Source organism: Balneatrix alpica DSM 16621, assembly GCF_000619885.1.
Taxonomy (GTDB): Bacteria; Pseudomonadota; Gammaproteobacteria; order Pseudomonadales; family Balneatricaceae; genus Balneatrix; species Balneatrix alpica.
In genome coordinates, this window is sequence record NZ_JHUZ01000006.1 from 572,736 (window position 1) to 587,805 (window position 15,070).

Consider the following 15,070-nt stretch of genomic DNA (forward strand, 5'->3'; position numbering starts at 1 on the left):
TTTAAGCCAAATTATTAAACCCCAGGAAACACAATGGACCACAGCGTACACAACAAACTTGTCTCATTTATCTGGAGCATCGCCGACGATTGCCTGCGCGACGTGTACGTGCGCGGTAAATACCGTGACGTCATCCTGCCAATGGTGGTATTGCGTCGACTGGACACCCTGCTGGAGCCAACCAAAGAAGCGGTACTGGAAGAAGTTCGCTACCAGAAGGAAGAAATGCAGGCCACCGAACTGGACGAAGAGCCACTTAAAGAAGCCTCCGGCTACGTGTTTTACAACGTATCCAAATGGACGCTCACCAGCCTGCACAACACCGCCACCAACAACCGCCAGATTCTGTTGGCCAACTTTGATGAATACCTCAATGGCTTCAGCGCCAACGTGCAGGAAATCATCGAGCGCTTTGAACTGAAAAGCAAAATCCAGCATATGGCCAATAAAGACGTGCTGCTGGATGTGGTGGAAAAGTTCATTTCTCCGAAAATCAACCTGACACCTGTGGCTGCCGAAGACCCGGATGGATACAAGCTGCCCGCGCTTTCAAACCTGGGCATGGGCTATGTGTTTGAAGAGCTGATTCGAAAATTCAACGAAGAAAACAACGAAGAAGCCGGGGAGCATTTTACACCAAGGGAAGTGATCGAACTGATGACCCACCTGGTGTTTGACCCGATCAAAGATAAGATTCCATTAACCCTGACCATCTATGACCCTGCCTGCGGTAGCGGCGGCATGCTCACCGAATCGCAGAATTTTATTGAAGAAAAGTATCCGGCGGACCCTTCAGCAAAAAGTCAGAGAGACATCTATCTCTACGGCAAGGAAATCAACGACGAAACCTACGCCATCTGTAAATCCGACATGATGATCAAGGGCAACAACCCTGAAAACATCCGGGTCGGCTCAACGCTTTCCACCGATGAATTCGCATCCCTGCGCTTTGACTTTATGCTCTCCAACCCTCCTTACGGCAAAAGCTGGGCCTCGGAGCAAAAATACATCAAAGACGGCAGTGATGTGATTGACCCGCGCTTTAAAGTCAAACTCAAAGATTATTGGGGCAATATCGAGGAGTGTGACGCCACCCCGCGCTCCAGCGATGGCCAGCTGCTGTTTTTAATGGAAATGGTCAGCAAAATGAAAGACCCTGCTTCCGGCACAAATGGCAGCAGAATCGCATCGGTTCATAACGGTTCCAGCCTGTTTACCGGCGATGCCGGCAGCGGTGAGAGCAATATCCGCCGCTACATTATCGAAAACGATTGGCTCGACGCCATCGTGCAGTTACCCAACAACCTGTTTTACAACACCGGCATTACCACCTATATCTGGCTGCTCAATAACAACAAGCCTGAGTCCCGCAAGGGTAAGGTGCAGTTGATTGATGCCAGTCTACTTTATCGAAAGTTGCGCAAAAACCTGGGCAACAAGAACTGCGAGTTCGCCCCGGAACATATCGAACAGATTACCCGTACCTATCTGGATTGCGCGGCAATTGAACGAGAGTTGGACGCAAATGGCGATCCCGTCGGCATCGCCAGCCAGGTCTTTAACAACGAAGATTTTGGCTACTACAAAGTCACCATCGAACGCCCCGACCGCCGCAAAGCCCAGTTCAGCGCCGAGCGCATTGCGCCTTTGCGTTTTGACAAGCAGTTAAGCGAGGTCATGGAGCACCTGTATGCCGAACATGGCGACAAGCTTTACGAGAAGGGCTTCTTAAAATCCATCGAGAAAAACGTCCTTGCCTGGTGTGACGATAACGACATCAGCCTGAACGCCAAGGCCAAAGTCAAACTGCTGGATGTGAAACACTGGCTAGGACTAAAAGCGGTTTACGAGACGGCCCAGGCGCTGATGGCTGCAATAGGGTGTGACGAGTTTGATGACTTCAATCTGTTTAAAGATCAGGTGGATGCCGAGCTGAAGGCGCTTAAGGTCAAACTCTCTGCCACTGAAAAGAACGCCATCCTCAATGCCGTGAGTTGGTACGATGAATCTGCGGCCAAAGTGATTAAGAAAGTAGTGAAAATCAGCGGTGACAGGCTGGATGAACTGCTGGAGCGCTATGGCTGCACTCAGCAACAACTGGCAGATTTCGGATACTACCCAACGGATAAGAAAAACGAATACCTCACCTATGAAGCCAGCAGTGAGCTGCGCGACAGCGAAACCATCCCGCTGCGGGATAAACAGGGCCAGCCGCAAAGCATTTATCGGTACTTTCTGGATGAAGTTAAACCCCACGTAGAAGAAGCCTGGATCAATCTGGATTCCGTCAAAATCGGCTACGAAATCAGCTTTAACAAATACTTCTATCGCCATAAGCCGCTGCGTTCTTTGGAAGAAGTTGCCAGGGACATACTGGATTTGGAGAAAAAGGCTGAAGGTTTGATAGCGCAGATTCTGGGTGTGGATATTGAGCAGGTGCAGGGGTGATATGGCTATGGTAAGTATTGCTGAATTACCGAAGTATGAGACGTATAAGGACTCTGGCTATGAATGGATCGGCAACGTTCCATCGAAATGGGAGGTGTCAAAACTTGGTAGTTGCTTGTCACCGGTTTCAATCAAAAATCATCCAGAGTTGCCCTTGCTTTCTATAACAAGAGAGCAAGGAGTAATCGAGAGGGACATAGAAAATCAAGATTCAAATCATAATTTCATTCCTGATGACTTGAGTGGCTATAAATTACTCAAAAAAGGTCAGTTTGGAATGAATAAGATGAAGGCGTGGCAAGGTTCTTACGGTGTATCAAACCATACCGGAATCGTTAGCCCGGCTTATTTCGTGTTTGATTTCGTAAAGCCAATATTTCCGCCCTTCTTTAATTGGGCTATACGAAGCAAATTATATGTTTCGTACTTTGGTAGTGCTTCGGATGGCGTTAGAGTTGGCCAGTGGGATTTGTCGAAAAGCAGAATGAAGGTTATTCCATTTTTGGTTCCTTCTGAGCAAGAGCAAAAGTTGATCGCCAGTTTCCTCGACAAAAAAACCACCCAAATCGACGAAGCCATTGCCATCAAAGAGCAGCAGATCGCCCTGCTGAAAGAACGCAAGCAAATCATCATCCAAAAAGCCGTCACCCAGGGGCTTGACCCCAATGTGCCCATGAAAGATTCCGGCGTGGATTGGATTGGGGAGATTCCGGAGCATTGGGATTGTGCAAAGTTAAAATATTATATTGATATATTGCCTGGGTACGCATTTAAAAGTGAGCAGTATTCATCAGAAGTGTCTGATATGAAACTCTTGAGAGGTATAAATGTTTCACCTGACCTAGTAAAGTGGGAAGAAGTAGTTTATTGGCCTAGCTCAAAAGTAAAAGGTTTAGAAAAGTATGATTTGCAAGAAGGAGATCTGGTTATAGCAATGGATCGTCCTTGGGTATCTTCTGGAATTAGGGTTGCTGAGATTAGTAAAAAAGACCTGCCTTGTATGCTTCTTCAACGAGTAGGAAGAATTAGAGGAAATAGCGGATCGTTAACTTCATATATAAAGCTATTACTTTCAACGAATTTATTCCTTAGCTATTTTGAACCAATGCTCACTGGTATAAGTGTGCCTCATATTAGCTCAGATCAGATTGAAGACTTTCGAGCTCCAATACCTTCGTTACAAGAGCAGCGTGAAATTTTAGATTTTGTAAATAGACAAACGAACTATTTCGATCATGCAATTGAAAGCACTCTACAACAAATAGAAAAACTCAAAGAATACAGAGCCACTCTGATCAATAACGCTGTGACCGGAAAAATCAAAGTCACTCCTGAGATGGCCGGTTTGAATAACAACGTGCAGGACGCAGTGGAGGTATAGGGCAATGTTTACCGTCAATCATCAAACCAATCGCATCAGCCCGGTAAAAATCAAGACTTTCAGCGAATTGGGTTTTACCGAGCGCAAGCACCTACAGGAGTGGTTGGCCCATCAGCCCGATGCGCTGGGCGAAGAGCTGCTGATTATTCAAAAGGAGTTTGATGGCTTCGACGATACCCGCGAACGCCTCGATTTGTTGGCACTGGATAAAGACGGCAATTTAGTGATTATCGAAAACAAACTGGATGACAGTGGCCGCGATGTGGTGTGGCAGGCGCTGAAGTATGCCTCTTACTGCGCCAGTTTGACCAAAGGCCAGATTGTCGAGATTTATCAGCAATACCTGCATCGCTATTTGCCAACGATTGAAGCGGGCGAGCCACTCGCTCAGGCGGGCCAACCAATCGATGCCGCGACCCGTATTTGCGAATTTCTCGATGCACCCGATCTGGATGAAGTCAAACTTAACCTCGGCAACAGCCAGCGCATTATGTTAGTGGCAGCCAATTTCCGTAAAGAAGTCACCAGTACGGCCCTGTGGCTATTAGGCCAGGGTATCAGCATTCAATGCTTTAAAGTCACACCCTATGCCCTGGGTGAGCAGCTGCTGATTAACATCGATCAGATCATCCCCACGCCGGAAGCCAAAGAGTTGATGATTGGTATCAATGCCAAAGAGGCGGAAGAAAAAACCACCGAAGTGGTAGTGAAGAACCGCCACACCGTGCGCCGTGAATACTGGGAAAAGGCCTTGGAAGCCTTTCAAAAAAGCCAATGCAATCTTTATGACAATATCAGCCCCAGCAAAGACCACTGGCTTTCGGCGGGTTCGGGCTTAAGTGGCTGCCCCTACAATTTGATTTTTAATAAAACTGAGTTGCGCGTAGAGCTTTGGATTAGTCGTAGTGCAACAGAGGAAAATAAATTCCTCTTTGATTTTTTGCTGGGCCTTAAAGACGACATCGAAACAAGTTTTGGTGATGCGCTTGAATGGATGCGCCTGGACGAGAAGAAATCCTGCCGTATTCAATATTCCTGTGCGGCAGATGGTTTTAATAAAGACACCTGGAAAGAATCGGTTGCCTGGCACCTGGAGCATATGTGCAGGCTGGAACAGGCTTTGAAGAAGCCACTGCAAAAAGCCGCCGAGGCGCTTAAGCAACAGAATTTTGAGTAGGTTACGTTGATGACTTTATATCGCCCCTTGGAATATCTGCAATCTTTGTTAAAAGAACTGTGTTCACTGCCACAGGAAAGCGAGTGGGTGGAGTTCAAGCATAACAATGATGATGCACCACTGATCGGTGAATATATTTCGGCGCTGGCTAATTCCGCCGCTTTGCTGGGTAAGCAATCTGGCTATGTGGTTTGGGGCGTTGAGAATAATACCCATGAGGTGATTGGCACCACGTTCAAGCCTTCGGCGGTTCGCCACAAGCAACAGGAATTGGAAAGTTGGTTGTTACAGAAAATATCGCCAAAAATTCACTTTCGCTTTTTTGAGTTTTTTAGTGCGAATGATTTGCCGGTCGTTATTCTAGAAATACAGGCCGCTGCACACAACCCGGTGCAATTTGATGGTGTTGAGTTCATCCGTGTCGGCTACTATAAAAAGAAGTTAAAGGAATTTCCAGAAAAAGAGCGCGCCCTTTGGCGCGTGTTCGACAAAACGCCATTTGAGCGACAAATAGCAGCCGCTAATGTCAATGCTGATGAGGTTTTGAAGTTACTGGATTATCCGGCTTATTTTGAATTAACCAGTTTGCCCTTGCCGGAAAATCGCGCTGGAATTCTAAATGCTTTAAAGGCTGATCAAATGATTCAGGAAATGCCCGGTGGTCAATGGGGTATCACGAATTTGGGTGCCATCCTGTTTGCGAAAAAGCTGCAAAACTTTCAGCACTTAGGGCGCAAGGCCGTAAGGCTCATTTTATATCGTGGCAACAGCCGCATCGAAACCGTTCGGGAAATCGAAGGTAACAAAGGTTATGCCGTCGGCTTTGAAGGGCTTATCGACTATCTAAAGACCTTATTGCCCTCCAATGAGGAAATTGGCAAAGCGTTTCGCAAAGAAGTGCCTATGTATCCAGAGCTGGCTATTCGTGAGTTGGTAGCGAATGCCATTATTCATCAGGATTTTTCAGCCACCGGTACAGGCCCAATGATTGAAGTCTTTGATGCCAGAATGGAGATTACTAATCCTGGTGTTCCTTTGGTTGCGACCGATCGGTTTTTGGATTCACCACCACAGAGCAGAAACGAAGCGCTGGCTTCATTCATGCGACGCATCAATATCTGTGAAGAGCGTGGTTCAGGGGTTGATAAGGTGGTGTTCCAGACAGAGGTCTATCAGTTACCCGCGCCGATCTTTGAGGTGACTGACAATCACACCCGCTCGGTTTTATTTGGCCATAAACCCTTTGCCGATATGGATAAGGAAGATCGTATACGGGCCTGTTATCTGCACTGCTGTTTGCGTTATGTGAACCGGGAGCCAACTAACAACAGCTCATTGCGTGAGCGGTTTGGGATTGAGCAAAAGAACCAGGCGCAGGTGAGCCGAGTGCTAAAGGATACCGTTGCGGCAGGCTTGATAAGGGCCTACGACCCCGATGCTGGCACTAAGGCGATGCGCTATATCCCGGCTTGGGCATGATTTGCTTGACCGTTGCTTGACTCAGGTGGCCGTTTTGTAGGTATGGTGAGTTTAGGTTGTTGTTTTTAATAGAAAAATAGATTTTTTGTTGCTTGATCGTTGCGTGGCTAGGCGGGGTTTCAGGAGGGGAATGGTCGCCTATTGTCAGCCGGGCGATGCGGCTACCTCTTTCTACGCATTGGTAGGTGAGCGCAGTTATTTTGAATGCAGTGATAGCTTGGGTCAACGGTTGTGTTTTGAACGGAATTTGTATGACTGTTGTTTGATAGAAAGGCAGTCGGATGTCATAAAGTACATATAAAACAACAGTTTATATGATATCTGTTGTGTGACTGATGCTTGATCGACTAAGGCGATTTATAAATTAAATAGGACGTAAGATGGTTAGCAACACCAACGAACAGGCGCTGGAGGCTGCGATTGAGCAGGCTTTAACCGGTACCACCTCAGAAGCCGTCAAGGCAGCGGGTGGCGTTGCCGATGGGGCCGATGCTCAGGTCAAGGAGACGCCTGCTGACTACCTGGTCGGCAATCAGCGCTTCAAGCTGGGCCTGCCCACCGATTTTAATGCCCAGTACGCCCTTGATGAAAAGCTGTTCTGGCGCTTTCTGGAGCATACCCAGAAGCCTGAGCTGACCAAGCTGCAAAAGCACAATCCTTCGGACTGGCAGCGGAAGCTGCTGGAGCGTTATGACCGGCTGATGAAGAAGCACGGCATTCTCCACCTGCTCAAGAAGGGGCTTCCGGTAGATGACGCCCACTTCCATCTGATGTATCCGGCTCCCCTGGCCAGCAGTAGCGAAAAGGTTAAGCAGAACTTTGCGGCCAATATTTTCAGCTGTACCCGGCAGGTACGATACTCCCTAGCCAACCCGCTCCAGGAAATCGACATGGTGCTGTTCCTGAACGGCATCCCACTGGTGACCATGGAGCTGAAAAACGCCTGGACCGGCCAAACCGCCCGCTACCACGGACAGAAGCAGTATCGGGAAGACCGCGACGTAAACCAGCCGTTACTGAACTTCGGGCGCTGTCTGGTGCATATGGCTGTGGACACCGATGAGGTGTACATGACCACTAAGCTGGCAGGTCTTGCGACTTACTTTTTGCCCTTTAACAAGGGCCACAACCACGGTAAAGGCAACCCGCCCAACCCACATGGCCATAAGACGGCGTATCTATGGGAGAAGGTGTTTACCAAGGAAAGCATTGCCAACATCATCCAGCACTTTGTAAGGCTGGATGGCAGCAGTAAAGATCCGCTGCCCAAGCGCACGCTGTTCTTCCCCCGTTACCATCAGTTGGATGTGGTGCGTAAGCTGGTTGATCATGCGTCTAACCAGGGTGTTGGCCATACCTATTTAATTCAGCACTCGGCAGGGTCGGGTAAGTCCAACTCCATTACATGGGCGGCCTACCAGCTCATCGAAACCTACCCGGCGTCACTGCAAGTTGCGAATGGGAGGAGCATTGAGCAGCCTCTGTTTGACTCGGTTATCGTGGTGACAGATCGACGACTGCTGGACAAGCAGCTGCGGGATAACATCAAAGAATTCTCCGAGGTTAAAAACATCGTTGCCCCGGCCCACAAGTCTTCTGAGCTGAAGAGCGCACTGGAGAACGGCAAAAAGATCATTATCACTACCATTCAGAAGTTCCCGTTTATTGTGGATGGGATTGAAGACCTTAGCGATAAGCGCTTTGCAGTGATCATTGACGAAGCCCACAGCTCACAATCAGGTACTGCCCACGACAATATGAATCGAGTGATGGGGCAGGATGACGATGAGGACGATCAGGACAAGATCCTCAAAGCCATGAAATCCCGCAAGATGCAGGGCAATGCGTCCTACCTGGCTTTCACCGCTACGCCCAAGAACACCACCCTGGAAAAGTTTGGTGAAAAGCAGAAAGACGGTACATTCACACCCTTCCACTTGTACTCCATGAAGCAGGCCATCGAGGAAGGTTTCATTCTGGATGTGCTCGCCAATTACACCACCTATAAAAGTTATTACGAGATTGAAAAGTCCATCGCGGAAAACCCGGAATTCGACACCAAAAAGGCGCAGAAGAAGCTCCGAGCCTATGTAGAGCGCAGTCAGCAGACCATCGATACCAAAGCGGAAATCATGCTGGAGCACTTCATCCCCCAGGTGGTCAATGCCAAGAAGCTCAAGGGCAAAGCCAAAGGCATGGTGGTGACGCAGAATATTGAGACAGCCATTCGTTACCACAAGGCTATTACGCGCTTGCTGGAAGCCAAAGGTAATCCCTTCAAAGCCTTGGTAGCCTTTTCTGGAACGAAAGAAGTGGATGGTATTGAATATACGGAAGCGGAGATCAATGGGTTTTCGGAATCTGATACCAAGGACAAGTTCGATACCGATGAATACCGCTTGCTCGTGGTGGCCAATAAGTACCTCACCGGGTTTGACCAGCCCAAGCTCTGCGCCATGTATGTGGACAAAAAACTATCGGGCGTTTTGTGTGTACAGACCCTTTCGCGCCTGAATCGTGCCGCGCCCAAGTGGGGCAAGAAAACCGAAGACCTGTTTATTCTGGATTTTTTTAATTCGGTTGAAGATATCAAAGCCGCTTTTGATCCCTTTTATACCGCCACCTCACTTTCGCAAGCGACCGATATTAACGTGCTGCATGAGTTGAAGGACGCGCTGGGTGAAGTGGGTGTGTATGAATGGCACGAGGTAGAAGACTTCGTAAAACGCTACTTCAACAACGAAGATGCGCAAACGTTAAGCCCGATAATTGATGTGGCTGCTGCCCGCTTCGAACATGAGCTGGAGTTGGAAGACGACGAAAAAATCGATTTCAAAATCAAGGCCAAGCAGTACGTAAAAATCTACGGGCAAATGGCATCCATTATGCCCTATGAAATTGTTGCATGGGAAAAGCTGTTCTGGTTCCTGAAGTTCCTGATACCAAAGCTGAAGGTGGCAGACCCGGATGCGGATACTATCGACGAACTATTGGATTCTGTTGATTTGAGTTCCTATGGCCTGCAAAGGGTCAAGCTGAATCACACTATCAAACTGGATGAGGCAGATACTGAGCTCGACCCTCAGAATCCAAATCCTCGTGGTGCCCATGGCGGGGACAAGCAAACAGACCCTTTGGACGACATTATCCGGACGTTCAATGAACGCTGGTTCCAGGGTTGGAGCGCAACGCCTGAAGAGCAAAAAGTTAAGTTCATCAATATTGCCGAGAGCATCAAACAGCACCCGGATTTTGAGGCTAAATATCAGAATAATCCTGATCCACATAACCGAGAGCTGGCATTCGAAAAAATGCTTAAGGAAGTGATGTTGCGTAGGCGGAAAGACGAGTTGGAACTGTACAAATTGTTTGCGGGGGACGCCGCTTTTAAGGCGGCGTGGATGCAGAGTATGCAGCGGATGATTGGTGAGTAATCCGCGAATTCAACACCGAAGTGCAACACCCCCCCTCAAAGCTATTGATCTGGCAACAGTTTGCCGGACACATTCTCAAGTGGCTGTTCATAGCTCTGATTCATAGTCCATCGGACTTATGTGGTCGTTGCTAGAGTGCAGCCGCACCCGGTTATAAAACACTTCGATGTACTTGAAGATCGCCTGCTTCGCTTCTTCTCGTAGTGAAGGCTAAGGTTGCAGGCGAGGCCATAGGTATCGAATTAGCCGGTGGGAATGGGTCGCTTTCACCGAATTCATTGAGAGAGTGGCGGTATTAGCTCAGCCTCTTCCCTGTCTTGGGGCTTGTATCGACGAGTAACAGCTTGTGCTTGATACAGGCTGTATAGGCGATGTGGCTCCATAGGTCGGAAGAATACCCCATCGCTTCGAGGTATTCAGGGCAGATTTTCGGAGTTTTGACGAAGATCTTGGGGGTAAAGTGGGGCACTTGGGACGATTTGAAGGTGTCAGCTGTTCTCGGATAGGTATAATCGAGCCCCAGCAGGGAAGAGTAAGGTGCTATGTCATACTCTCCAATGATTATCTGGTGGGCTGGTATCCGGAGGTTTTTCCACGGCAGACCGGCATGCTGGAGCAAATAGCCGATATGGTGAAAGCCATTTTGCCCGCTGACCCGGATGAGATAACTGACCATGCACTCATCGGGTTGCCGATGGGATCGAATTAGTAGTCTGCTCATGTTTTGAACATAGGATTTCAGCGTATGGTCGTGAAGAGATAGTGAGCTGGGGTTGGTAAGAAACTTGTTCAAACTTATGTCGAAGCCACGTGGTGCGTGGGCATTAGACGGTTTTTGGGGATAGTAGAAATTTGTTCAATCTTTTCTCGAAAGTTTTGATCAAACTTATCTCTAATCGAGCCGAAAAATGCGGGCTGTAGAGATGTTTTGTTCAAGCTTATGCGAGGATTTACAGTGTAAGAGCAAGATGACAGACACATTAAGCCTGGACAACGGCTTCGAGCGCCTGGCGCTGAAAGACTATACCGAAAAGGCCTACCTGGATTACTCCATGTACGTCATTCTCGATCGGGCGCTGCCCCATCTCGGGGATGGCATGAAGCCGGTACAGCGCCGCATCATCTATGCCATGTCCGAACTGGGGCTGAAAGCCAGCGCCAAATATAAGAAGTCTGCCCGTACCGTGGGGGATGTGCTGGGTAAATATCACCCCCATGGTGACAGTGCCTGTTATGAAGCCATGGTGCTGATGGCGCAGCCTTTCTCCTATCGCTACCCGCTGGTGGACGGTCAGGGTAACTGGGGCTCGGCGGATGACCCCAAATCCTTCGCCGCCATGCGTTATACCGAGTCCCGTTTGACCCCCTATGCCGAGTTACTGCTGGGTGAGCTGGGTCAGGGTACCGTCGATTGGGGAGCCAACTTTGATGGCACCATGGATGAACCCTTAGTGCTGCCGGCCCGTCTGCCTAACTTGCTGCTTAATGGCACCACAGGGATTGCGGTGGGCATGGCGACGGATATTCCGCCGCATAATCTGCGTGAGGTGGCAGCCGCCTGTATCGATTTGCTGCGCCATCCCCAGGCGGGGTTGGAGCAGGTGTTACAGCACATCCAGGGGCCTGATTACCCCACGGAGGCGGAGGTGATTACCCCGCGTGCCGAGCTGGAAGAAATGTACCGCCAGGGCCGTGGCAGTGTGCGGATGCGCGCTCGCTGGCGCCTGGAGGATGGTGACATCATTATCTATGCCCTGCCGCATCAGGTGTCAGGGGCCAAGGTGCTGGAGCAGATTGCCGCCCAGATGCAGGCAAAGAAACTGCCAATGGTGGTGGATTTGCGTGATGAGTCGGACCACGAAAATCCCACCCGCTTGGTGGTGGTGCCACGTTCGAACCGGGTGGAGGTGGAATCGGTGATGAATCACCTGTTCGCCACCACGGATCTGGAAAAGAGTTACAGGGTCAACCTGAATGTGATTGGTTTGGATGGTCGTCCACAGGTTAAAGGCCTGTTGCAGATGCTGCAGGAGTGGTTGGTGTTCCGCCAGCAAACGGTGCGTCGCCGCCTGCAATATCGTCTGGATAAAGTGCAGGATCGGTTGGAAATCCTGGAGGGTTTATTAATCGCTTACCTCAATATTGATGAGGTGATTGCCATTATCCGCCATGAGGATAAGCCCAAGCCGGTGTTAATGGAGCGCTTTAACCTGAGTGAACGTCAGGCTGAAGCCATTCTCGATTTGCGTTTGCGTCATCTGGCCAAGTTGGAAGAGATGCAAATTCGTACCGAACAGGATGAACTCAAGGCGGAACGTGATCGTTTGCAGCACCTGCTGGCGGACCCTGACGCGCTACGGGATCTGATGATTGACGAACTGCAGGCGGATGCGGACAAATATGGCGATGAGCGACGTTCGCCGTTGGCGGCGCGCAGCGAAGCTAAAGCCTTTAGTGAGCTGGACTTGCTCAGCAACGAGCCGGTGACGGTGGTGCTGTCCAAGCAGGGCTGGATACGGTCGGCCAAAGGCCATGATGTTGATGCCGCCGGTTTAAGCTACAAGAGTGGCGATGAGTTCTTGTTGGCGGTACCTGGGCGCTCTAATCAGCCAACCCTGTTGTTTGATGACAGTGGCCGCAGTTACACCCTGGCGACCCATAGTCTGCCCTCCGCCCGAGGGCAGGGGGAGCCGCTAACTGGGCGTATTAACTTAACTGCAGGGGCGCAGATTGTAGCCGCACTGATCGCCGATGAGGCTCAGCGGGTGTTGCTGGCCAGTGACGCGGGTTATGGATTTGTCACCAAGGTGGCAGATCTGGCCGGTAAGAATCGCGCCGGTAAGGCGGTGCTCACTCTGCCGGAAAACAGCCAGATGCTGACCCCGGTTTTGGTGCCTGCAGAGGCGCAGGAATACTCGGTGGCGGTAGTGTCCAATGAAGGGCGTTTATTGGTGTTTCCCTTGGCGGACCTGCCCGAGCTGGCCAAGGGGAAAGGCAATAAGATGCTTAATATCCCCAGTGCCCGCGCTGCTAATCGGGAGGAGCTGGTGGTGGCAATGGCGATGCTAGGAGCGGAACAGGCCCTGGTACTGCAATGTGGCAAGCGTGAACTACGCCTCAAACCGGATGATCTGGCACTCTATAAAGGCGAACGTGGTCGTCGTGGTAGTCGTTTACCGCGGGGATTTCAACGGGTGGAGTCCATGCGCGGCGAGAGCTGAGGCCGATCAGGGGATGTGCTGGCATCCCCAGCAGTGGCTGGAATAAGCAAGGGCGCCTTTGGGCGCCCTTGCTGTTGTGAGGGGTTAACTCTGGGCTTTTTCCTGCTGTAAGTGCTTACTGCTAAAGTGCACCACCTGGCGCTCCAGTAATCGCTGTGGTTTATCTTGCAGGCGCTCGACCAGGTAGATACCTTCCCCCGCCGGGCGAATGTAGCGGTCATCCAAGAGTTTTTCCCGCAAGAGGTCGGTGTCATAGACGGCGCGGGAAATGATCAGCTGATTCGAACTGACTTTACTCGCCAGCTCACTGCAATAGTTGGACACCTGATGCAGCTGTTTCAGGGGGCCGGTGTGCAGGGCCAGTTGCAGATTGAGAATAGGCTTCAATTGCTTGATGCGGGTCTGGTTATAGCCTTTGTAGAGGCCCAGGAACAGGGTTGCGGCACAGAGGGAGTTGAGGCCATGGCTGCCATCTTGCTCTGGGCTATCGAATACCACCAATAGGTTATCGTCGACATCAAACTCGAGAATACCACCATAGAGGCGGCAGGCCTGATTAATGAAGTCGTGGTAACGGGCCAGTGCTTCTTCCCGCTCAGCGGTAGAGGCATAGCCAGTGGATTGCTGGTGGGTAATAAAGAGCACAAACACCCGGTCATCACTCTGGCTGATGGAGCTGGGCTCAGGGCTCGCCGGTTTGCTGGCCGGAGTGGCTAATGCCTGGACGAGTTCGCTGGCAAAGTCCGGTGCCTGGCGCGGGGGCTCATGCTGAGTACTGAGCTGCACCTGCTTGGCCGCAGGCTGAGGTTCGGTAAAGAGTGGCGCGCCAAGATCGGGCTGGGCCTTGCTGTCGGAGGGTAGATCGAAAGTAAGGGAGCCCAGTTGCGGTTCGGCTCGTTGGGCGGCGAGTGGCTGTACCGCTACGGGCTGAGGCTGTTTTGCTATGGGCTGAGGCTCTGCCGGTTGGGGCGATACCGTGGCTGGGCTGGCAGCAAAGAGCGGTGCGCCGAAATCCAGTTCATCTTTGTTACTGGTCGGTGTGGCTGCCGTACTGGCGGGGGGCTGAGCCTTAGCGTTTTCGATTGCGGCTTCTAAGGGCGTAAAAGGCAAGGGCTCTTTACGGCTTGGATTAAGTGCGCGTGGTTTAAGGGTCAGTTCGGCTAAGGGGTCCTGGTTGTTTTGCGACTGGCTGTTTTCCAGCGGCCGTAAATCCAGTTCCTGTTGCGGCAGGGTAACCTGCTCAACTAATACCGGTACCTCATTGAGGGACTCTGCATGCAGGCGGTTAAAGCAAAAGTTGATATAGCCCCACTCGTCTTTGCGGTGCTCATCAAGCGGATAAAAGCGCTCGCCATAGCGGAGTTGGCGTGAGGCTTCAGTCAGGTCACTCAGGGGGCGCTGCATATAACGGGCTAGCCAAATCATCGGGATCAAGCTTAAAGCCAGAAGCAGGCTGTATTCATAGCCATGGTAATTGAGCAGATTGCTCAAACTGAGAGGCCAATCTGGCTGCTGCCAGCGCACCCGCAGAGAACCGACGGTTTGTTGGTTAACCTTGATTTTCAGTTCTTGATCAAATCCTTGGGTTTGGCTGCCGGCACGGGCGAGTAGCTGATCGTCTCGATAAAGGGCCGCTGCATCCACTAAGGGGTGTTGATGTAAGTCGTTGATCAGCACATTGAGGCCAATGCGGTCATCGCCAATCAACAATGGAATCGCTGCCAGCTGGGTTTGCTGAATCAGGACGCCCTTCAAGCTGGCGTTGTGTTGTTCGGCCAATTCATTGAGTTGGCGGTCCAGCAACCAGGCAGCCGCTAAGGCCGTTACGATTAATGAAGCAAGCCAGACCAGCACCAAACGTAGGTGCATACCGAGGGGGGTAAGGCTGCGAGGGGGCGTACGCTCCAGCATGGTGAAACAATCACGGCTT

General features: G+C 50.6%; 8 protein-coding genes and 1 pseudogene. 6 read left to right on the forward strand and 3 right to left on the reverse strand.

Features of this window, described 5'->3' with window-relative positions:
- The first annotated feature begins 33 nt into the window (after window positions 1–33).
- The 5 genes from Q334_RS0103150 (at window position 34) to Q334_RS0103170 (ending at window position 9,919) form a co-directional block, all read left to right on the forward strand.
- Window positions 34–2,448 (forward strand): type I restriction-modification system subunit M, encoded by a 2,415-nt coding sequence (locus Q334_RS0103150; RefSeq protein WP_027311933.1) that lies wholly within the window; start codon window positions 34–36, stop codon window positions 2,446–2,448.
- 1 nt (window position 2,449) lies between these two features.
- The gene (locus Q334_RS17860) at window positions 2,450–3,829 is read left to right on the forward strand and encodes a restriction endonuclease subunit S (RefSeq protein WP_211249481.1); all 1,380 of its coding nucleotides are present in this window, start codon (window positions 2,450–2,452) and stop codon (window positions 3,827–3,829) included.
- Between the two features lie 4 nt (window positions 3,830–3,833).
- Entirely contained in the window at window positions 3,834–5,006 is a 1,173-nt protein-coding gene (locus Q334_RS0103160) for a DUF4268 domain-containing protein (protein ID WP_027311934.1), read from the forward strand.
- 9 nt (window positions 5,007–5,015) lie between these two features.
- Window positions 5,016–6,485 carry an ATP-binding protein gene (locus Q334_RS0103165; RefSeq protein WP_027311935.1) on the forward strand — a complete coding sequence of 490 codons (1,470 nt, stop codon included), beginning with the start codon at window positions 5,016–5,018 and terminating at the stop codon, window positions 6,483–6,485.
- Between the two features lie 380 nt (window positions 6,486–6,865).
- Window positions 6,866–9,919 (forward strand): type I restriction endonuclease subunit R, encoded by a 3,054-nt coding sequence (locus Q334_RS0103170; protein WP_027311936.1) that lies wholly within the window; start codon window positions 6,866–6,868, stop codon window positions 9,917–9,919.
- An 87-nt stretch (window positions 9,920–10,006) separates the two neighbouring features.
- Here the strand turns inward: Q334_RS0103170 and Q334_RS20245 are convergent.
- Window positions 10,007–10,120, reverse strand: a pseudogene (locus tag Q334_RS20245) (IS3 family transposase); the annotation flags it as partial.
- A 94-nt stretch (window positions 10,121–10,214) separates the two neighbouring features.
- Window positions 10,215–10,640 (reverse strand): TniQ family protein, encoded by a 426-nt coding sequence (locus Q334_RS0103175; protein WP_281172991.1) that lies wholly within the window; start codon window positions 10,638–10,640, stop codon window positions 10,215–10,217.
- Window positions 10,641–10,887: 247 nt separating this feature from the next.
- On the opposite strand from Q334_RS0103175, the gene parC reads away from it, so the two are divergent.
- Window positions 10,888–13,140: a DNA topoisomerase IV subunit A gene (parC, locus tag Q334_RS0103180; RefSeq protein ID WP_027311938.1), complete on the forward strand. Its 2,253-nt coding sequence runs from the start codon at window positions 10,888–10,890 to the stop codon at window positions 13,138–13,140.
- Between the two features lie 84 nt (window positions 13,141–13,224).
- Here the strand turns inward: parC and Q334_RS0103185 are convergent, their stop codons facing one another.
- Window positions 13,225–15,051 carry a HAMP domain-containing protein gene (locus tag Q334_RS0103185; protein ID WP_027311939.1) on the reverse strand — a complete coding sequence of 609 codons (1,827 nt, stop codon included), beginning with the start codon at window positions 15,049–15,051 and terminating at the stop codon, window positions 13,225–13,227.
- Window positions 15,052–15,070: the final 19 nt, after the last annotated feature.